This is a genomic window from Streptomyces sp. NBC_00775, from assembly GCF_036347135.1.
GTDB lineage: Bacteria > Actinomycetota > Actinomycetes > Streptomycetales > Streptomycetaceae > Streptomyces > Streptomyces lutosisoli.
In genome coordinates this window covers 3,709,662-3,729,186 of sequence record NZ_CP108938.1, presented here as the reverse complement: position 1 = coordinate 3,729,186, position 19,525 = coordinate 3,709,662, and the positions used below count along the sequence as shown (strand labels likewise).

At 70.6% G+C, this 19,525-nt stretch carries 16 protein-coding genes and 1 pseudogene; 14 read left to right on the top strand and 3 right to left on the bottom strand.

What is annotated here, in order from left to right; translation table 11 throughout:
* Window positions 1–429 precede the first annotated feature (429 nt).
* The 5 genes from OIC96_RS16495 to OIC96_RS16475 all read left to right on the top strand — a co-directional run bounded on the left by OIC96_RS16495 (window position 430) and on the right by OIC96_RS16475 (window position 6,212).
* Window positions 430–2,061, top strand: a complete 1,632-nt coding sequence (locus OIC96_RS16495; protein WP_330307109.1) for a peptide ABC transporter substrate-binding protein — start codon at window positions 430–432, stop codon at window positions 2,059–2,061.
* A 73-nt stretch (window positions 2,062–2,134) separates the two neighbouring features.
* On the top strand, window positions 2,135–3,058 hold the full coding sequence (locus tag OIC96_RS16490) for an ABC transporter permease (RefSeq protein ID WP_330307110.1): 924 nt from the start codon (window positions 2,135–2,137) through the stop codon (window positions 3,056–3,058).
* A 133-nt stretch (window positions 3,059–3,191) separates the two neighbouring features.
* Window positions 3,192–4,112 carry an ABC transporter permease gene (locus OIC96_RS16485; RefSeq protein ID WP_330307111.1) on the top strand — a complete coding sequence of 307 codons (921 nt, stop codon included), beginning with the start codon at window positions 3,192–3,194 and terminating at the stop codon, window positions 4,110–4,112.
* Between the two features lie 5 nt (window positions 4,113–4,117).
* Window positions 4,118–5,158 (top strand): ABC transporter ATP-binding protein, encoded by a 1,041-nt coding sequence (locus OIC96_RS16480; protein ID WP_330307112.1) that lies wholly within the window; start codon window positions 4,118–4,120, stop codon window positions 5,156–5,158.
* Window positions 5,151–6,212, top strand: coding sequence for an ABC transporter ATP-binding protein (locus OIC96_RS16475; protein ID WP_330307113.1), 1,062 nt, complete (start codon window positions 5,151–5,153; stop codon window positions 6,210–6,212). The genes OIC96_RS16480 and OIC96_RS16475 overlap by 8 nt, the downstream gene beginning before the upstream one ends.
* Before the next feature lie 153 nt (window positions 6,213–6,365).
* On the opposite strand, the gene OIC96_RS16470 is transcribed toward OIC96_RS16475, so the two are convergent.
* Window positions 6,366–8,495 carry a prolyl oligopeptidase family serine peptidase gene (locus OIC96_RS16470; protein ID WP_330307114.1) on the bottom strand — a complete coding sequence of 710 codons (2,130 nt, stop codon included), beginning with the start codon at window positions 8,493–8,495 and terminating at the stop codon, window positions 6,366–6,368.
* Window positions 8,496–8,681: 186 nt separating this feature from the next.
* Between OIC96_RS16470 and OIC96_RS16465 the strand changes: the two genes are divergently transcribed.
* From OIC96_RS16465 to OIC96_RS16425, 9 genes and pseudogenes are all read left to right on the top strand, one after another.
* Window positions 8,682–8,876 carry a hypothetical protein gene (locus tag OIC96_RS16465; RefSeq protein WP_330307115.1) on the top strand — a complete coding sequence of 65 codons (195 nt, stop codon included), beginning with the start codon at window positions 8,682–8,684 and terminating at the stop codon, window positions 8,874–8,876.
* A gap of 24 nt (window positions 8,877–8,900) precedes the next feature.
* A complete protein-coding gene (gene mshB, locus OIC96_RS16460) occupies window positions 8,901–9,782 on the top strand; it encodes an N-acetyl-1-D-myo-inositol-2-amino-2-deoxy-alpha-D-glucopyranoside deacetylase (protein WP_330307116.1) in 882 nt (293 codons plus the stop codon).
* Window positions 9,782–10,198 carry a DUF6113 family protein gene (locus OIC96_RS16455; protein ID WP_330307117.1) on the top strand — a complete coding sequence of 139 codons (417 nt, stop codon included), beginning with the start codon at window positions 9,782–9,784 and terminating at the stop codon, window positions 10,196–10,198. The genes mshB and OIC96_RS16455 overlap by 1 nt, the downstream gene beginning before the upstream one ends.
* Window positions 10,199–10,358: 160 nt before the next feature.
* Complete coding sequence (locus OIC96_RS16450) at window positions 10,359–12,635, top strand: hypothetical protein (RefSeq protein ID WP_330307118.1); 2,277 nt, start codon at window positions 10,359–10,361, stop codon at window positions 12,633–12,635.
* A 241-nt stretch (window positions 12,636–12,876) separates the two neighbouring features.
* Window positions 12,877–13,615 (top strand): annotated as a pseudogene (locus tag OIC96_RS49890) (ABC transporter substrate-binding protein).
* A 120-nt stretch (window positions 13,616–13,735) separates the two neighbouring features.
* Entirely contained in the window at window positions 13,736–14,701 is a 966-nt protein-coding gene (locus OIC96_RS16440) for an ABC transporter ATP-binding protein (protein WP_406502058.1), read from the top strand.
* Entirely contained in the window at window positions 14,698–15,438 is a 741-nt protein-coding gene (locus OIC96_RS16435; RefSeq protein WP_330307121.1) for an ABC transporter permease, read from the top strand. Before OIC96_RS16440 ends, OIC96_RS16435 begins: the two co-directional genes overlap by 4 nt.
* A 5-nt stretch (window positions 15,439–15,443) precedes the next feature.
* A complete protein-coding gene (locus OIC96_RS16430) occupies window positions 15,444–16,652 on the top strand; it encodes a sensor histidine kinase (protein ID WP_330310280.1) in 1,209 nt (402 codons plus the stop codon).
* On the top strand, window positions 16,649–17,263 hold the full coding sequence (locus OIC96_RS16425) for a response regulator transcription factor (RefSeq protein WP_330307122.1): 615 nt from the start codon (window positions 16,649–16,651) through the stop codon (window positions 17,261–17,263). Before OIC96_RS16430 ends, OIC96_RS16425 begins: the two co-directional genes overlap by 4 nt.
* Before the next feature lie 274 nt (window positions 17,264–17,537).
* Here OIC96_RS16425 and OIC96_RS16420 read toward each other — a convergent pair whose 3' ends face one another.
* The gene (locus OIC96_RS16420; RefSeq protein WP_330307123.1) at window positions 17,538–18,389 is read right to left on the bottom strand and encodes a transglutaminase-like domain-containing protein; all 852 of its coding nucleotides are present in this window, start codon (window positions 18,387–18,389) and stop codon (window positions 17,538–17,540) included.
* Window positions 18,390–18,406: 17 nt separating this feature from the next.
* Window positions 18,407–19,465 (bottom strand): GNAT family N-acetyltransferase, encoded by a 1,059-nt coding sequence (locus tag OIC96_RS16415; protein ID WP_330307124.1) that lies wholly within the window; start codon window positions 19,463–19,465, stop codon window positions 18,407–18,409.
* Window positions 19,466–19,525 lie beyond the last annotated feature (60 nt).

The following is a 19,525-nucleotide window of genomic DNA, read 5'->3' as shown; positions in this document are numbered from 1 at the left end:
GCTCCGCAGGGCGCTCCCTACGGGCTACGCCGGACTTTTTCAACGCAATTCATTCAAGGTCAATAAATTCTCGACCCCCTTGGGTTTCTCTTTACCTTCTTTGCTTGGACTTGACCTTAGCGTAACTACGCGTGTAGCGCACTGTGGCCGTTCCGTGTCCAGAATCGGACCAACTGCGCGAAACGGGCAAGGAGTTCGATAAGCGGACGCCGGAGTCTCGGAATGCGTACATCTGGTGCACGAAATCCAACGGTTCCGCATCGAACGACGAAGATCCATTGCGTTGATCATCCGGAGTGACCGCGTCCGGATGTGTCCGGACGCATCCGGGTGGTCTGCCACCCGGAAGGGTGGGGTGAATGTGCGATGTGCCCTGTATGCGCCGATATTGGGCGCTAAAGGCACAGCGCACTCTTGAGGAGGCACTCCATGCGTGGAGTCACGCACGCCAGATGGGCCGCATGCGCGGCGGCGGTAGCCCTCGCGGCAACCGCCTGCGGAGGCGGAGGGGGCGGCGGCGGTGGCAACGGCTCCGGGGTACTCACTTCCTCCTGGGGCGACCCGCAGAACCCGCTGGAGCCGGCCAACACCAATGAGGTGCAGGGCGGCAAGGTCCTCGACATGATCTTCCGCGGTCTGAAGCGGTACGACGCCAAGACCGGCGCGGCCGAGAACATGCTGGCCGACAAGATCGACACCTCGGACTCGCAGAACTTCACCATCACCGTCAAGGACGGCTGGAAGTTCAGCAACGGCGAGGCCGTCACCGCGAAGTCCTTCGTCGACGCGTGGAACTACGGGGCCAGCCTGAAGAACAACCAGAAGAACGCGTACTTCTTCGGGTACATCGACGGCTACGACAAGGTCCACCCGGAGGACGGCAGCCAGCAGACCGCCGACACCCTCTCCGGGCTCGCGGTGACCGGCACGAACACCTTCACCGTCAAGCTCAACCAGAAGTTCTCGACGTTCCCCGACACCCTCGGCTATGTGGCCTACGCGCCGCTGCCCACCGCGTTCTTCGACGACCACGCGGCCTGGGTCAAGAAGCCCGTCGGCAACGGCCCGTACACCATCGGCTCGTACACCAAGGGCTCGGAGATGGCCCTCAAGAAGTGGGACGGCTACCCCGGCGACGACAAGGCGCAGAACGGCGGCGTGACCCTCAAGGTCTACACCGACAACAACACCGCCTACACCGACCTGCTGGCCGGCAACCTCGACCTCGTCGACGACGTGCCCGCCTCTCAGCTCAAGAACGTGAAGAGCGACCTCGGTGATCGCTACATCAATACACCGGCCGGCATCATCCAGACGCTGGCTTTCCCGTTCTATGACAAGAAGTGGGACACCAGCGGGGCGGTGAAGGTCCGCCAGGGCCTGTCCATGGCGATCAACCGCGCGCAGATCACCGACACGATCTTCCAGAAGACCCGCACCCCGGCCACCGACTGGACCTCACCGGTGCTCGGTACGGACGGCGGCTTCCAGGACGGGCTGTGCGGCGACTCCTGCGAGTACAACCCGACCGAGGCCAAGAAGCTGATCGAGGAGGGCGGCGGTCTGCCCGGCGGACAGATCAAGATCTCGTACAACGCGGACACCGGCTCCCACAAGGAGTGGATCGACGCCGTCTGCAACTCCATCAACAACGCGCTCGGCAACGACAAGGCCTGCGTCGGCAACCCGATCGGCACCTTCGCCGACTTCCGTAACCAGATCGGCCAGCACAAGATGCCCGGCCCGTTCCGGGCCGGCTGGCAGATGGACTACCCGCTGATCCAGAACTTCCTCCAGCCGCTCTACTACACGAACGCCTCCTCCAACGACGGCAAGTGGTCCAACAAGGACTTCGACAGCCTTGTCGACCAGGCGAACGCGGAGACCGACACGGCCAAGGCCATCAAGCTCTTCCAGCAGGCCGAAGGGGTCGTCCGGGACAACATGGCCGCCATCCCGCTCTGGTACCAGAACGGCAGCGCCGGCTACTCGGAGAACATCTCCAACGTGGCGCTCAACCAGTTCAGCGTTCCCGTCTACAACGAGATCAAGGTCAGCTGAACCGTCCACGGGGCGAGCGCGCTTCTTCTGAGAAGAACCCCGGCGCTCGCCCCGTACTACCTCCGGAGCCCTCATGGGACGGTACGTAATCCGGCGTCTGCTGCAGATGATCCCGGTCTTCATCGGCGCCACACTGCTGATCTTCCTGATGGTGAACGTCATGGGCGACCCCATCGCGGGCCTGTGCGGCGACAAGCAGTGCGACCCCGCGACGGCCGCCCAGCTGCGCAAGGAGTTCGGCCTCGACAAGCCCGTGTGGCAGCAGTACCTCACCTACCTGGGCCACATCTTCACCGGCGACTTCGGCACCGCCTTCAACGGGCAGCCGGTCACCGAGCTGATGGCCTCCGCCTTCCCGATCACCATCCGGCTGACGATCGTCGCGATCCTCTTCGAGATCGTCATCGGGATCACGCTGGGCGTCATCACCGGGCTGCGCCGCGGCCGGCCGGTCGACACGGGCGTGCTGCTGCTCACCCTGGTCGTCATCTCGGTGCCGATCTTCGTCACCGGTCTGCTGCTCCAGCTGGTGCTCGGCGTCAAATGGCACTGGATCGAACCCTCGGTCTCCGGGGATGCCACCTTCGGCGAACTGATCGTGCCGGGCCTGGTGCTGGCCTCGGTCTCCCTCGCCTACGTGACCCGGCTGACCCGGACCTCCATCGCGGAGAACAGACGGTCCGACTACGTCCGTACCGCCATCGCCAAGGGCCTGCCCCGGCGCCGGGTGACCACCAAGCATCTGCTGCGCAATTCGCTGATCCCCGTCGTCACCTTCATCGGCACCGACATCGGCGCGCTGATGGGCGGCGCGATCGTCACCGAGCGGATCTTCAACATCCACGGCGTCGGTTTCCAGCTCTACCAGGGGATCCTCCGGCAGAACACCCAGACCGTGGTCGGCTTCGTGACCATCCTCGTCCTTGTCTTCCTGGTCGCCAACCTGCTCGTCGACCTCCTCTACGCCGTACTCGACCCGAGGATCCGCTATGCCTGAGCAGCCGCCGTACGAGCCGGACGGGCCTGGGGGGCCTGGGGGATCGGGATCCCGTGGTCCTGGGGTGCCCGAGAGGCCGGTGGGGCCTCCTCCGGACGACCTCGCCATCGCGCCGACCGGCTTTGGGGGCACCATGGACCTCGGAACCAGCGAGGCGGAGACCCTGGAGAAGACCCCCGGCGGACCGGAAGGCACGGGTCCGCGGGAGAAGCCCAGGAGCCTGTGGTCCGACGCCTGGCGCGACCTGCGGCGCAACCCCGTCTTCATCCTCTCCGGGCTCGTCATCCTCTTCCTGGTCGTCATCTCCCTCTGGCCTTCCCTGATCGCCTCCGGGAACCCGCTCAAGTGCGACCTGGCCAAGGCCCAGGAGGGCTCGCAGCCCGGACACCCCTTCGGCTTCGACGGCCAGGGCTGCGACGTCTACACGCGGACGGTGTACGGGACCCGCGTCTCGATCAGCGTCGGCGTCTGCGCCACCCTCGGTGTCGCGATCCTCGGCTCGGTGCTCGGCATGCTCGCCGGGTTCTTCGGCGGGCTGGGGGACTCGTTCCTGTCCCGCATCACCGACATCTTCTTCGCGATCCCCGTGGTCCTCGGCGGTCTGGTCCTCCTCTCCGTGGTGACCAGCAATACGATCTGGCCGGTCATCGGGTTCATGGTGCTGCTCGGCTGGCCGCAGATCTCCCGCATCGCGCGCGGCGCCGTCATCACCACCAAGCACAACGACTACGTCCAGGCCGCCCGCGCCCTCGGCGCCTCCAACTCCCGGCTGATGCTGCGGCACATCACGCCCAACGCCGTCGCGCCGGTCATCGTCGTCGCCACCATCGCGCTCGGCACGTACATCTCGCTGGAGGCGACCCTCTCGTACCTCGGCGTCGGCCTGAAGCCGCCGACGGTCAGCTGGGGCATCGACATCTCCTCGGCGTCCGCCTACATTCGGCAGGCCCCGCACATGCTGCTGTGGCCCGCCGGCGCCCTCGCGATCACCGTCCTGGCGTTCATCATGCTCGGCGACGCGGTGCGCGACGCCCTCGACCCGAAGCTGAGGTGACCGCGGTGCTGCTCGAAGTGCGCGATCTGCACGTGGAGTTCCGAACCAGGGACGGGGTCGCCAAGGCCGTCAACGGCGTCAACTACAGCGTGGACGAGGGCGAGACGCTCGCCGTGCTCGGCGAGTCCGGCTCCGGCAAGTCGGTGACCGCGCAGGCCGTGATGGGCATCCTCGACATGCCGCCCGGCAGGATCACCGGCGGCGAGATCCTCTTCCAGGGCAAGGACCTGCTGAAGCTCAAGGAGGACGAGCGGCGCAAGGTGCGCGGCGCCGAGATGGCGATGATCTTCCAGGACGCGCTCTCCTCCCTGAACCCCGTGCTCAGCGTCGGCGACCAGCTCGGCGAGATGTTCACCGTGCACCGCGGGATGTCGAGGAAGGCCGCCCGGGCCAAGGCGATCGAGCTGATGGAGCGGGTACGGATCCCGGCCGCCGCCGACCGGGTGCGCGACTATCCGCACCAGTTCTCCGGCGGCATGCGCCAGCGCATCATGATCGCCATGGCGCTGGCGCTCGAACCCGCGCTGATCATCGCCGACGAACCGACCACCGCGCTCGACGTCACCGTCCAGGCCCAGGTCATGGACCTCCTCGCCGAGCTGCAGCGCGAGCTCCACATGGGGCTCATCCTCATCACCCACGACCTCGGCGTGGTCGCGGACGTCGCCGACCACATCGCGGTGATGTACGCGGGCCGGATCATCGAGTCGGCGCCGGTCCACGACATCTACAAAGCCCCGGCGCACCCCTATACGAAGGGGCTCCTGGAGTCGATCCCGCGGCTCGACCAGAAGGGCAAGGAGCTCTACGCGATCAAGGGTCTGCCGCCGAACCTGATGCACATCCCGCCGGGCTGCGCCTTCAACCCGCGCTGCCCGATGGCCCAGGACATCTGCCGGAGCGAGGTGCCGCCGCTCGCGGAGGTGGACGGTCCGGAAGGGGTCCGCAGGAGCGCCTGCTTCTTCTGGAGGGAGACGCTCGATGCCGCGAGCGGCCGGGGCGCCGGCGACGGGGGCGCGAACGCCGGGGGAGAGTCCGATGTCTGAGACGATTCTCGAGGTCAGCGGCCTGGTCAAGCACTACCCCCTCACCCAGGGCATCCTCTTCAAGAAGCAGATCGGCGCGGTCAAGGCCGTCGACGGCGTCGACTTCCACCTCGACCGCGGTGAGACCCTCAGCATCGTCGGCGAGTCCGGCTGCGGCAAGTCCACGGTCGCCAAGATGCTGGTCAACCTGGAGAAGCCGACCGACGGGACGATCAAGTACAGGGGCGAGGACATCGCCCGGCTCTCCGCCAAGGCCCTCAAGGCCGTACGCCGCAACATCCAGATGGTCTTCCAGGACCCGTACACCTCGCTCAACCCGCGCATGACCGTCGGCGACATCATCGGGGAGCCGTACGAGATCCATCCCGAGGTCGCGCCCAAGGGCGACCGCCGGCAAAAGGTCCAGGACCTGCTCGACGTGGTCGGGCTCAACCCGGAGTACATCAACCGCTACCCGCACCAGTTCTCCGGCGGCCAGCGCCAGCGCATCGGCATCGCGCGCGGGCTGGCGCTGCGCCCCGAGATCATCGTCGCCGACGAGCCGGTCTCCGCGCTCGACGTCTCCGTGCAGGCCCAGGTGATCAACCTGCTGGACCGGCTCCAGGACGAGTTCGACCTGAGTTACGTCTTCATCGCGCACGACCTGTCGATCGTGCGGCACATCTCCGACCGGGTCGGCGTGATGTACCTCGGGCGGATCGTGGAGACCGGCAAGGACGCCGAGATCTACGACCACCCGACGCACCCCTACACCCAGGCGCTGCTCTCCGCCGTGCCCGTGCCCGACCCGGAGGCCAGGGAGCACCGGGAGCGGATCATCCTCGCCGGCGATGTGCCCTCTCCGGCGAACATCCCCTCCGGATGCCGCTTCCGCACCCGCTGCTGGAAGGCGCAGGAGCGGTGCACGCTGGAGGTGCCGCTGCTCGCGGTGCCCGCGGAGTTCCGGCTCACCGAGGGCCCGGCCGCGCACGACTCGGCCTGTCACTTCGCGGAGGAGAAGCGGGTGGTACCGCCGGAGGAGCCACCAGACGATCATGCTGACGGGGTGAAATAGCCGTACAAATGTGCACCAACCGCGTTAACACGCAGGCAACTTAGCCGACCCGATCTCGATATACGGACGCGTCAGTCTGAACAACGTACGGCCGTGCGGGTGCCGTAAACGGACCGGGGCGCGCCATGTCGCCCCGGTCCGTTGCTGTTCCGGCTACGCCAGTCCCAGCGACCGCTTCAGGAAGTCCACCTGGAGCAGCAGCAGGTTCTCGGCGACCTGCTCCTGCGGGGTCATGTGGGTGACACCGGACAACGGCAGCACCTCGTGCGGGCGGCCCGCGGCCAGCAGCGCCGAGGAGAGCCGCAGGGCGTGCGCCACCACCACGTTGTCGTCGGCGAGGCCGTGCACGATCATCAGCGGCCGGTGCGGCTCGGCGGGCGCGGAGAGCCCGTCGTCGGTGATCAGTGAACTCTTCGCGTACGTCGCCGGGGCCGCCGCCGGGTCACCGAGGTACCGCTCCGTGTAGTGGGTGTCGTACAGCCGCCAGTCCGCGACCGGGGCGCCCGCGATGCCCGCGTGGAAGACGTCGGGGCGGCGCAGCACGGCGAGTCCCGCGAGCCAGCCGCCGTAGGACCAGCCGCGGATCGCCACCCGGGAGAGGTCCAGCGGGAAGGTCCCGGCGAGGCCGTGCAGCGCGTCGACCTGGTCGTCGAGGGAGAGCGTGAAGTCGTCGCGGACCGCCTTCTCCCAGGCGGGGGAGCGGCCGGGGGTGCCCCGTCCGTCGGCGACGATCACCGCGAAGCCCTGGTCGGCGAACCACTGCGAGGTGAGGTGCGCGTTGTGCGCGGCCAGCACCCGGGGGCCGTGCGGACCGCCGTAGGGGTCCATGAGGACCGGTAGGGGATTGTCGCCGTCGTAGTCAGTAGGCATAAGCACGGCGCATGGGATTTTCCGTGCGCCCCCCTGCGTGAGCGTCACGCGCGGGGACAAACCGGGATGTTCGGCGTACGACGGTACGGTCGCCACCTGCTTCCCCTCCCGCAGCACCTGCACCTGGGCGCCCGGCCGGTCGAGCACCGACGAGACGAGCACGGTCACGCCCCCGGCGCGCACCGCCGAGTGCACGCCGGGCTCGTGCGAGACGCGCTCCATGCCGAGCTCGTTGACGCGGTACACATGCACCTCGCCGGTCTCCGGGGTCGCCGCGGCCTCGCCGGCCGACGCCGCGATCAGCACATCGTCGTCCGAGACATCGAGCACCGCGCGCACATGCAACTGCGGTCCCGTCAGCGGACGTTCACCGAAGGCAAGCACCCGGGCGCCGCCCTCGTCGGCGATCCGCACAAGCTGCCCGCCCGGGCTCCAGCACGGCACACCAGCGAAAAGATCCAGCCATTGTGGATCTTCGTCCGCGTGCACCATCCGGGTCGCCCCGGTGTCCGGGTTCACCGCCAGGAACAGCTGGCTGCGCTGGTCCCGCGCCTGCACCAGGATCAGCGGCGCACCCGCCGCTGACCAGTGCACATGCGCCAGGTACGGGTAGCGCGCGCGGTCCCACACGACCTCCGTGCGCACCCCGTCGAGGGTGATGACGAAGAGCCGTACGTCCGCGTTGGCGCTGCCCGCCACCGGGTACGCGACCCGCTGCGGATCGCTCTCCGGACGCGCCGGGTCGGAGATCCACCAACGCTGTACGGGCGTGTCGTCGACCCGCGCGACGAGCAGCCGGTCGCTCTCCGGCGACCACCAGAAGCCGCGTGAACGCCCCATCTCCTCGGCCGCGATGAACTCAGCCAATCCATAGGAAACCGACGCCGGATCCGCCGCGGGCTCCGGCTCCGCGAGCGCCCGGTCGTCCCCGCCCTCGGCGCCGACGACCCGCAGGGCGCCCCCGGCGACGTACGCGACGAGCCGTCCGTCGGGCGCGGGGCGCGGGTCGATCACCGGTCCAGGGACGCGGAGTTCACGTGCCGTGCCGGCCCGCAGCTCCGCCGTGAAAAGCCGCCCTGACAAGGCGAAAGAGGCCAACTCGACCGCCGTGTCGGTGGCGTAGCCGACGATCCCGGCACCGCCCTCGCGGCTGCGCTCGCGGCGCGCCCGCTCCTCCGGTGGCAGATGCTCGGTGGCGCCGCCGAGCAGCGCCGCCGGGTCGGCCGCGACACGCTCCGCGCCCTGAGCCACATCGAGAACCCACAGCTGATGGGCGCGGTCCGTACCGGAGCCGGACCGCAGGAACACGACTCGGGAACCGTCGGGAGACACGGTGAACGCACGCGGCGCGCCGGAGGTGAACCGCTGCGTGCGGGCGTACCGGCGCGGGAAGGAGAGGGGCTCGGTCGTCATGCCCCGACCATATTGGCCATGCGCCCCCTTGTGCGGCCGTGCGCCGATCGATGCGCGCGTACGGATAGTTATGATCACTAGCGCTGTGTGGGTATCAACCTGCTGGCTGTTGTATGGATTTACCGACCCGTGTCCAACCCCCCATACCGGACCCCGAGTCCCTGGGACCTTTGGAGGTGAGCCGCCGTGGCACTCTCGATTTCGGCGGTGGTGCTGCTGGCGATCATCGTCTTTCTCCTGGTCAAGAAGTCAGGACTGAAGGGCGGTCACGCGGTCGTGTGTGTCCTGCTGGGCTTCTATCTCGCCTCCTCGACGGTCGCTCCCACCATCAGCGAGCTGACCACCAACATCGCGGGGATGATCGGCAGCATCAAGTTCTGAGCGGCGGCCTCGTAGGGTGGTTCCATGACGGAACTGCCCGACCGGCGTCTGCTCCTGGTGCACGCGCACCCGGACGACGAGTCGATCAACAACGGCGCGACCATGGCCAAGTACGCGGCCGAGGGCGCCCATGTGACGCTGGTGACCTGCACCCTCGGCGAGGAGGGCGAGGTCATCCCGCCCGAGCTCGCGCATCTGGAGCCCCACCGCGAGGGCGGGCTCGGCCCGTACCGGACCGGTGAGCTGAGCGCCGCCATGAAGGAGCTGGGCGTCACCGACCACCGGTTCCTCGGCGGCCCCGGGCGCTACCGCGACTCCGGGATGATGGGCCTGGAGCAGAACCACCGCGCGGGCGCCTTCTGGGCCGCCGACGTCGACGCGGCCGCCGCGGACCTCGTGGCGGTGATCCGCGAGGTGCGCCCCCAGGTCCTCGTCACCTACGACCCGGACGGCGGCTACGGCCACCCCGACCACATCCAGGCCCACCGCGTCGCCATGCGCGCCGCCGAGCTGGCCGCCGACGCGGGGCAGCCGATCGCCAAGATCTACTGGAACCGGGTGCCGCGCACGGTCGCCGAGGAAGCGTTCGCGCGCCTGCGTGAGGCCCTTCCCGACCTGCCCTTCGGCGAAGCCGCCGCCATCGACGACGTACCCGGCGTGGTCGACGAGTCGGTCATCACCACCGAGATCGACGGCACCGCGTACGCCGCCGCCAAGACCGCCGCGATGCGCGCGCACGCCACGCAGATCGAGGTGGCCGAGCCGTACTTCGCGCTCTCCAACGAGCTCGCGCAGCCGATCTTCACCACCGAGTACTACGAGTTGGTACGCGGGGACCGAGGCGAGAGCGGCGAGCGCGGCGGGGCGGCGCCCGAGACGGACCTGTTCGAAGGGATGTCCCTGTGATGAGCACGAACGGCGGCGGGAGCATGCTCGCCCAGCCCCTGACCCGGCCCTCGGGCGGGCGGATCGCCGCCTACCTGGGGCTCTTCGTACTCGGCGTGGTGGTCGGGACCGCCGGGGCGCTGGTGCAATCCGGCTGGTTCCCGGGCGGGTTGCTGCTCGCGCTCGCGGGTGCGGCCGGGCTCTTCCTGGGCGGTGCGCGGGCGACCGGCACGCGGGCCGGGGCCGTCGCGCCCGCGGCCGGCTGGATGGTCGCCGTCGTGCTGCTCACCGCCAGCCGCCCGGAGGGAGACTTCCTCTTCGGCGCGGGAGTCGTCTCCTACCTCTTCCTGCTCGGCGGGATGGCAGTCGCTGTGATGTGCGCCACCCTTGGGCAGGGGCGGCAACCGGACCGTTCCGACGTCCGACTTGGCAAGTGACGTACCACTTCGCCGTATCCGACAGGTGCGGGTCCCGTGGGGGTTTCCTTGGCGGGCGAGGTTTGCGCGCCGGACACGGCCAGTATGGTGGTGCGCGCCGCCGAGCTGCCCGAGATGAGGTCGAGTAAACGGGCGGCGGAGCCAACCGGGAGAACCTGCCTTGAGTCGTGAAACTGACAGTTCGTCCTCCGGGCCCAACGGGCGCGGTGGAGCCGCGTACCCGTCGGGGACGCCGCCGTACGGGACCCCCATGGCTTCCGAAAGCGGCGCCGACGCGGGCCGTTCGGCCACCGGCAACCCGCCGGAGGAGCGCAAGACCGAGACCACGCTGACGACCCGGATCCGGATCAACATCCCCGGGTCGCGGCCCATCCCGCCCGTCGTCGTCCGCACGCCGGTCGCAGACGCGGACGGGTCCGCTGTGTCCGCCGAGGGTGCCGACGGCCCGGGCTCCGGCGCGGAGGCGCCGCCGGGCGTGAGTTCGCCCATAGGCGCGTCCACCGCGACGGCCCCCGCACCCTCCATGGCCCCGTCCGCGGACGGCCCCGCCGGGGCGCCCGCCACGGCCGAGGAGAAGACGAGCGACTGGTTCGCGCCGCGCAAGTCCGGTGCGCCCAAGGGCGGGCCGGGAGGCGGGTCCACCAACGGTGCGGGCCTGCCGGGCGGTTCGGGCCCCGCGGGCGCGGCCGGCTCCCCGGGGACACAGGGCGGACGTCCTGGTGCCCCGGGCGGTGCGCACCCGAGCTCCGCGAACGGTGCCGGTCCGCTGGGCGCCCCCGGTGGTGCCCGGCCCGGTGGCGCGAACGGTCCCCGCCCCGGCGGCGGCGGTACGAACGGTGCCGGGCTGCCCGGTGCCACCGGCGCCGGACCCGTGGCCCCGGGCCATGGCGGCGGCACCGGCTCCTTCGACGTCTCCGCGGCGCTGAGCAGCACGGGCTCCTTCCCCGCCGTGGGATCGTCCGCCGGGTCGCCCGCCGGCTCCGGCAACGGCGGCGAACGGCGCCGTGACGACCTGCCGTACTTCTCCGAGGGCGGGCCCGCGGGCCCGACGGGCGGCCCGGTCACCGGGGACGGCCCGCTGGTCCCGCCGGCCGGTCCGGGCGTGGCACCCGGCAGCCTGGCCGCGGGACCGGGCCCGGGCGCCGGGTATCCCGGCGGCGGTCCCGGTGGTCCGGGCGGCATGAGTGGTCCTGGCGGTCCGGGCACCCATGTCACCCCGCGGGGCGGCCTCAGCGGCGGTCTCAGCGACGACACCGCGATCCTCACGCCGCAGAAGCCCGCGCCCGAGCCGGGCTCGGGCGGCTACGGCGGCCCCGGGGACAATGTCTCCGGGCACACCCTGACCAGCGGTATCCCCGTCGTACCGCCCGCCCAGAACTCTCCGTTCGGGCCGGGCGCGCACACCGACGGCCCGCTGCCGCACACCCCGCCGAAGCTGCCCGAGCCGGTCCAGCAGCCCGCGGCCTCGTCGAAGCCGGCCAAGAAGAAGAAGGGCCGCAGCAAGCTGACGCTGCTGGTCGTCGGCGTGGTCGTCATCGGCGGCGGTGCCTACGGCGCCGGGCTCCTGATGAACCACTCGGACGTGCCCAAGGGCACCACCGTGCTCGGCGTCGACATCGGCGGCGGCACCCGCGACGAGGCCGTCAAGAAGCTCGACGACGCCTTCAGCAGCAGTACGAACAAGGCGCTCAAGCTGTCGGTCGACGGCGACACCGTCTCGCTCAAGCCGGACCAGGCCGGGCTCCAGTTCGACACCCAGGCCACCGTCCGCGCCGCCGCGGGCAGCGACTACAACCCCGTGTCGGTGATCGGCTCGCTGTTCGGCCAGGAACGCGTCGTCGAGCCCGAGATGCCGGTCGACGAGGAGAAGCTCCAGGCGGCCCTTGAGGGCGTCGCGAGTGGCTCCGGTTCGGCGAGCGACGGCACGATCAAGTTCGTGGCGGGCAAGGCCGTCGCCGTGTACGGCAAGGCGGGCAAGGGCATCGACGTCAGCGCCTCGACGCAGGCCGTCGAGGACGCGTACCGCGCCCAGGTGGAGTCCGGTACGACCACGCCGGTGAAGGTCGCCACCACGACCCGTCAGCCGACGATCTCGAAGACCGAGGTCGACCGGATGATGAAGGCCTTCGCCAAGCCGGCGATGTCCGCGAACGTCACGGTCCGCACGGACGCGGTGCACACGATCTCCTTCAGCCCGCAGAACTCCATCTGGCAGTTCCTGAGCGTGCGCGCGGTCGACGGCAAGCTCGTCCAGCACTACGACCTCGTCACCCTCAAGAAGCTGTACGGCGGCGCCTTCACCGGCGTCACGATCACCAAGGGCGACGGCAGCAAGAAGGCCGTGAGCCCGCAGGACGTGGCCTCGGCCCTCGGCCAGGCACTGCTCGGCAAGACGGCCGCCGACCGCATCGTGACCATCTCCACCAACCCCAGCTAGCGAACGCGCTTCCGGGAGGGCGCCCGGCCATGGATTCCATGGCCGGGCGCCCTCTTGTCGTACGCCAAGATCCGATGGAGCGTGGCATCGAGCGAGCCAGGGCGAGCGGGTGTCGAAGGGGCGGGTGGGCCGCATGGGGTGGGAGTTCACGGACGATCGCTGAGTCACCGTACGGGCCGACGGGCGGCCCGAGCGGGTCGCGGCCTACGTACGGGCGGGCGCCGGGCTCTGGGACCTCGGGGTGCGGCCCGCAGGGGTGTACGGATCCGGCCACGACGGGGACCGGCCCGACCCGGCCAAGTCGGGGGCGCTGGCCGACGTGCCCTACCTGGGCGCGGGCAAGGCACTCGACGAGATGGCGCTGCGGTCGGTGCGGCCCGACCTGATCGTCGACGTCACGTACGACCGCGAGCATCCGTACGCCGTCGCCGCCGATGTCGCCGCGGCGGTGGGCGTTCCCGTGCTGACCCTCGCGGTGGGCGGCGACACCGGCCTCCCGCGTATCCTCGCCCGCTTCGCCGAACTGGCCCAGGCGCTGGACGGCGAACCAGCAGCGCAGCAGGGCGAGTTGGCAGCCGCCGAAGAGGCCGTACGAGCCGCCGCGAGCCCGCTGCGGGTGCTAGGCCCTGTCGGCCGCAGGGCCCGCACAGGTGCATCTCGCGCGCCCCCGGACCTGGCCGGAACTGCGCCATCTTGCGGGCCTGGGCGTGGAGTTGACCGACCCGGGTGCGGGCGGGGTGAACTGGTGCACGACCACGTGGGAGGCTGCCGCCGGGTTCGCGCCCGATCTCGTCCTGGCCGACAACTGCGGGAACGCCGTGACCGGGCGGGAGTTGGAGGCCCTGCCGGGCTGGCGCGCGCTCACCGCCACGGCGGTGGTGGAGCCGTGGAACCCGGAACTCCCGTGCAGCGGCGCCGCGGCCGCGGCCTTTCTGCGGTCGGTGGCGGACGCGCTGGAGCTGCTGCGGGCGAAGGGGTAGCCGCGCGTCGGGGGCGCCGGCGTATGGCAGGGGGAGGCGTCGGCATATGACATCTGTCATCCAGGAGTCAGGACACGCCGCACTGCCGGGCGCACCCCCTCCGCCGCCACGATGGAGCACATGACAACGACTACACGGACCACGGGGACCACGGGGGCCACCACCTCGGTGGTCGGGTTCGCCTCGGTGACCAAGAGCTACGGGAGCGTCCGGGCCGTGGACGGGCTGACGCTCGACCTGCACCCGGGCGAGACGGTCGCCCTGCTGGGTCCCAACGGCGCGGGCAAGTCGACCACGCTGGACCTGCTCCTCGGCCTCAAGCACGCCGACAGCGGCACGGTCAGCGTCTTCGGAACCAGCCCGCGCGAGGCGATCGTCCGCGGCCGGGTGGGCGCCATGCTGCAGAGCGGCGGCCTGATGGACGAGGTCACGGTCGCCGAGCTGGTGAAGCTCGCCTGCGACCTGCACCCCAAGCCGTACCGCGCCACCGACGTGCTGGCCCGCGCCGGCATCACCCAGATCGCCGACCGCAAGGTCAACAAGCTCTCCGGCGGCCAGGAACAGCGCGTCCGCTTCGCCCTCGCCACGGCCGGCGACAGCGATCTGATCGTCCTCGACGAGCCCACCACGGGCATGGACGTCTCCGCCCGCCAGGCCTTCTGGGCCACCATGCGCGAGCAGGCCGACCAGGGCCGCACGGTCCTGTTCGCCACGCACTACCTGGAGGAGGCCGACGCGATCGCGGACCGCGTGCTGGTCCTGCACCGGGGACGCCTGCTGGCCGACGGCACCGCCGCCGAGATCAAGGCGAAGGCCGGCGCCCGCCGCATCGCCTTCGACCTGGAGGGCCCGATCGACGAGGCCGCGCTGCGCGCACTGCCCTTCCTGACGTCCGTCACGGTGTCCAACAGCGGCTCCGCCGCGGGGTCCGGCCAGACGGTCCGCATCCAGTCCTCCGACGCCGACGCGACCGTCCACGCGGTGTACGGGCTCGGTGTCTACCCGCGCAATCTCGAAGTGGCCGGACTCGGCCTGGAGCAGGCCTTCGTCGCCATCACGGAGGCCGAGGAGGCCAAGCAGTCATGAACAGTTTGATCAAGCTGGAACTCACCCGCGCCCTGCGCAACCGCAAGTTCCTGTTCTTCTCGGTGATCTACCCCTCGGCCCTGTTCCTGCTGATCGCGGGCAACGCCGACAGCACCACCAAGGTCGACGGCACCGGCCTCACCGTCCCGACGTACATGATGGTCTCGATGGCCTCCTTCGGCGCCCTGACCGCCGTCCTGATGGGCAACAGCGAGCGCATCGCCAAGGAGCGCGAGAGCGGCTGGGTACGGCAGTTGAGGCTCACCACGCTCCCCGGGCGCGGCTACGTCCTCGCGAAGACGGCCAGCGCCGCAGTGGTCAGCCTCCCCTCCATCGTCATCGTCTTCGTGGTCGCCGCGACCGTGAAGGACGTCCACCTGGACGCCTGGCAGTGGCTCGCGCTCACCGGCGCCATCTGGGCGGGATCCCTCATCTTCGCCGCGCTCGGCGTGGCCATCGGCTACCTCGCCACCGGTGACGCGGTCCGCCCCATCACGATGATCACGTACTTCGGTCTGTCGATGCTCGGCGGCCTGTGGATGCCCAGCACGACCTTCCCCGACTGGTTGCAGAACATCGCGAAGTGGCTGCCCACGCACGCGTACGCTGCCCTCGGGCAGGCCATCGAACTGGGCGACGCCCCGCACGCGAAGGACCTCGCCATCCTCGCCGTCTACTTCGCTCTCTTCGCGGGCGGCGCGGCCTGGCTGTACCGGAAGGACACGCTGAAGGCGTGAACGCCATGACGGAAGCCCCGCTGCCCGACGAGACCCGGCCGGTGCCGCTGATGCGGATGGGGGAGTCCCCCCGCAACATCCGCGAGGCACTGCGCAAGGGGATCTGGATCGTCATCTGGCTGGTGTTCCTCAGCTCGCCGGTCCACGACCTGGTCTCCGGTCACCACACGACCACCGCCACGGTGGCCGGCTGGCTGGGCCTGACGGCCTTCGTCGGGATCTATCTGACGCTGGTCTTCCGGAACATGGGCAGGGCGTTCACCGCCACCCCGGTCGTCGCCGGCCTGGTCATCGGCCTCGGCGCCCTCGCCGCCGTGCTCTGCCTCACCCTCGGCCCGTCCTGGCTGGGCCTGTTCGTGTACGTCTCCGTCGCCTGCGGGACGTCGTTCTCGCTCCGCGTGGCGTACTGGACGATCCCGCTGACCGCCGTCGTGATGCTGCTCGTCGGCCTGCACGGCGGCAAGGAGGACGCGCGCAACCTCATCCTCCTCGTCGTCCTCATCGGTTACGCGATGACGGGCGTACGGCAACTCGTGCGTACGACGGTGGAGTTGCGCAAGGCGCGGGCGACCGTCGCCCAACTCGCCGCGAACGAGGAGCGCTTGCGCCTGGCCAGGGACCTGCACGACCTCCTCGGCCACTCCCTCTCGCTGATCACGCTGAAGAGCGAACTGGCCGGCCGGATGCTCCCCGACCACCCCGACAAGGCGGCCCAGCAGGTCGCCGACATCGAACAGGTCAGCCGCCAGGCCCTCGTCGACGTCCGCGAGGCGGTCACCGGCTACCGGCGGCCCCGACTGGCCGGCGAACTCGCCGGCGCCCAGGTCGCGTTGACCGCTGCGGGCGTCACCGCCGACCTGCCGGCCGAACCGGACCTCGACGGCGTCCCCGAGGAGAGCGAGTCCGCGCTGGCCTGGGCGCTGCGCGAGGCGATCACCAATGTCGTACGGCACAGCGGGGCCCGGCGCTGCGCGGTGGAGCTCGTCCGACGCCAGACGCTCGACGGGCCCGTGCTCGAACTGTCCGTGGAGGACGACGGCTCGGGCGGCTCCGGCACCCCGGGGAACGGCCTGACCGGGCTGACCGAACGACTGGAGAAGGCGGGCGGTTCGCTGGAGGCGGGGAAGGTGCGGCACGGATTCCGCCTCGTCGCCCGAGTACCGACGGGAGCCCCGGCCCAGTCGTCCGGCCACCCCGTAGGATCCGGGGCATGAGCCCCACGATCAAGGTCCTGCTCGCCGAGGACCAGTCGATGGTCCGCGAGGCGCTGGCCGCGCTGCTCGGCCTCGAACCGGACATCGAGGTGGTCGCCCAGGTGGCGCGCGGGGACGAGGTGCTGGCCGCGGCGCGCGAGCACGACGTCGACGTCGCGCTCCTCGACATCGAGATGCCGGGGCAGACGGGTATCGAGGCGGCGGCCGAACTCCACAAGGAGTTCCCCGGCCTCAAGCTGGTCATCCTCACGACCTTCGGCCGTCCCGGTTATCTGCGCAGCGCGATGGAGGCCGGCGCCGCCGCCTTCCTCGTCAAGGACGCGCCGGCCGCCCAACTCGCCGAAGCCGTACGGAAGGTACTGGCCGGCGAGCGGGTCATCGACCCCACCTTGGCGGCCGCCGCCCTGGCCGAGGGGGCCAACCCCCTCACCGACCGCGAACGCGAGGTCCTCCGCGCGGCGGCCGACGGCTCCACCAACGCCGAACTGGCCACCGCCCTCCACCTCTCCCAGGGCACCGTCCGCAATTACCTCTCCACCGCGATCCAGAAACTGGCCGTCCGCAACCGAGCGGAAGCGGTCCGCACGGCCAGGGAAAAGGGCTGGCTGTAACCGCCGAACGTTCCTCGCCCCCGCCGCCCCTACCCGTCCCATCCTCCAGGGGCTCCGCCCCTTCAACCCCGTAGGTGGTTCGTCGGCTGCGGGCCGGTGGGGGCCGTTCGCGCAGTTCCCCGCGTCCCTAACGGCGCGGGGCTTCGCCCCGCGATCCCCCCGCCCGCCCCCAGTTCTTTAGGGGCGCGGGGAACTGCGCAATCTTTTAGGGGGGTCTGGGGGCGCAGCCCCCAGGGATGGGACGGGTAGGGGCGGCGGGGGCGAGAAGAGGTTGTCAGTTGAGCATCGCTCGGGCGGCGTGGGCCTGTTGGCGTACTCGGGTGGCGGCCGGTTCGTCGACGGCGGCCACTATGTCGGCGTACGCGTCGAGTTCGGCGGCACCGGAGAGAAAGTCACCGCGCTGGACGAGCAGTTGGGCGCGTTCGTAGCGCAGCCGCGCCGGGTGCGACGGCAGCAGCAGGGACAACTCGACGGCCCACAGCGCCACATCCGACCGCTCGGGACGGGTGGCGGCCCAGGCACGGATGTTGTTCAGGATGCGCAGCACGACATCGAGCGGATCGGCGGGGGAGAGCATCGACGGGTCGAGCGGAGCACCGGTCGCCCCCGCGACCAGCAGCTCCGCGTCGGAGCCACTGAGCACGCGCCCCCCGTCGAAGGGATCGGCGAGCACCTGCTGCTCGGTGGGCCCGAAGCCGACGACGAAGTGCCCGGGCAGAGCGACCCCGTACACCGGCGCACCGGCCCGCCGGGCGACCTCCATCCACACCACGGAGAGCAGGATGGGCAGCCCGCGCCGCCGCCGCAGCACCCCGTGCAGGAGAGAGGACTCCAGCCGCTGGTAGTCGCCGGGCGTCCCCCGGAAACCGCAGCGCCCGCCGAGCAGTTCGGCGAGCGCGGTCGCCCAGGACCGCGGCCCGCCCGGCCGGAACGGCAACTGCCCGGCCAGCCGGTCCAGCTCGATCTGCGCCGCGTCCATCCCGGCCTCGTCCAGCGTGCCGTCCGCCGCGGCGCCGACCAGCAGACACAGCACCGCCAGATCGGGCCGCTCGGCCCGCGCCTCGTCGGCGAAACGCTGCCGCACCTCGGCGGCGCGCTCGGGCTCCGGTGGCTGAGGGACACGCATAGCTGGCCTGTGCCCCTTCACACCGATCGATACGGGTCGCCGGCCCCGAAACCGCCATCCGCCGTCCCGGGGGCGGCGCCGGCGTCCGGGACCCACCGGTAGTGGTGGTACGCGTGATGAGCCCAGAAGCCCATCTCCGCGTACAGCGCCCGCGCCCCCGTGTTGTCCTCCTCCACCTGGAGCCAGCCGGCCGAGGCGCCCTCGTCCAGGGCCCGGCGGGCCAGGGCGGCCATGACAGTGGTGGCGAGGCCCCGGCGGCGGTGGGCGGGGTCGACCTCGACGGCGGCGAAACCGGCCCAGCGGCCGTCCACCACGCAGCGTCCGATCGCGGCCGGAGGCTCCCCCTCCGCACCGGGCACCGTCGCGAACCACACCGAGGGCCCACTGCCCAGCACCTTCAGGGCCACATGGCTCAGCCCCTTCCGCTGGTACCGGCCCAGCCACGCGTCGTCCGCCTCGCGGGAGAGCACGACCCCCGGCGCCTCCCGGTCCCCGACCGGCGCGAGCGAGCCGATCCACAGCTCGGCCGTCACCTCACGTACCCAGCCGCGCGCCTCCAGCTCCGCGCACAGCAGCTCCTGCGTGCCCTCCGCCCCGGTCGCGGTCTGGATGTACGCGGGCAGGCCACGGGCGGCGTACCAGTCCCGTACGCGGGTCAGCGCCTCGTCCAGCGGCACGCCGGGGTCGCCGATCGGCAGGACGGAGTTGGCGCGCCGGGTGAAGCCGGAGGCAGCCCGCAGCTCCCACTCGCCGAGCCGCTCGCTCTCCACCGGCCGCCAGGCCCGCTCCGAGACCCGCGCCAGCTCCTCGTACGAGGCTGCCGGGCCCCGCCGACGCGCCGGAGCGGACGGTACGACCTTGCCCGCGACCAGCAACGATTCCGCGATCTGGACACGCTCACCGGTCCGCCGTGTGATCTGCAACACGCCGTTGTCCCATGATGTGAGAACACCGACCGTGTCGGTGAACTTCTCACCCTCGGCGACATCATCGATCATCCGCCGAACAGAGACACGTTTGCCCACGTCAGCACTGGTGATACGGACCTCAAGGCGGCCGGAAGCAGAGATTTCCACAGGTCAGTTCACCCCTCCTGTTCGGATCATGCCCAAGAACGGAGATACTAGGGGCGGGCA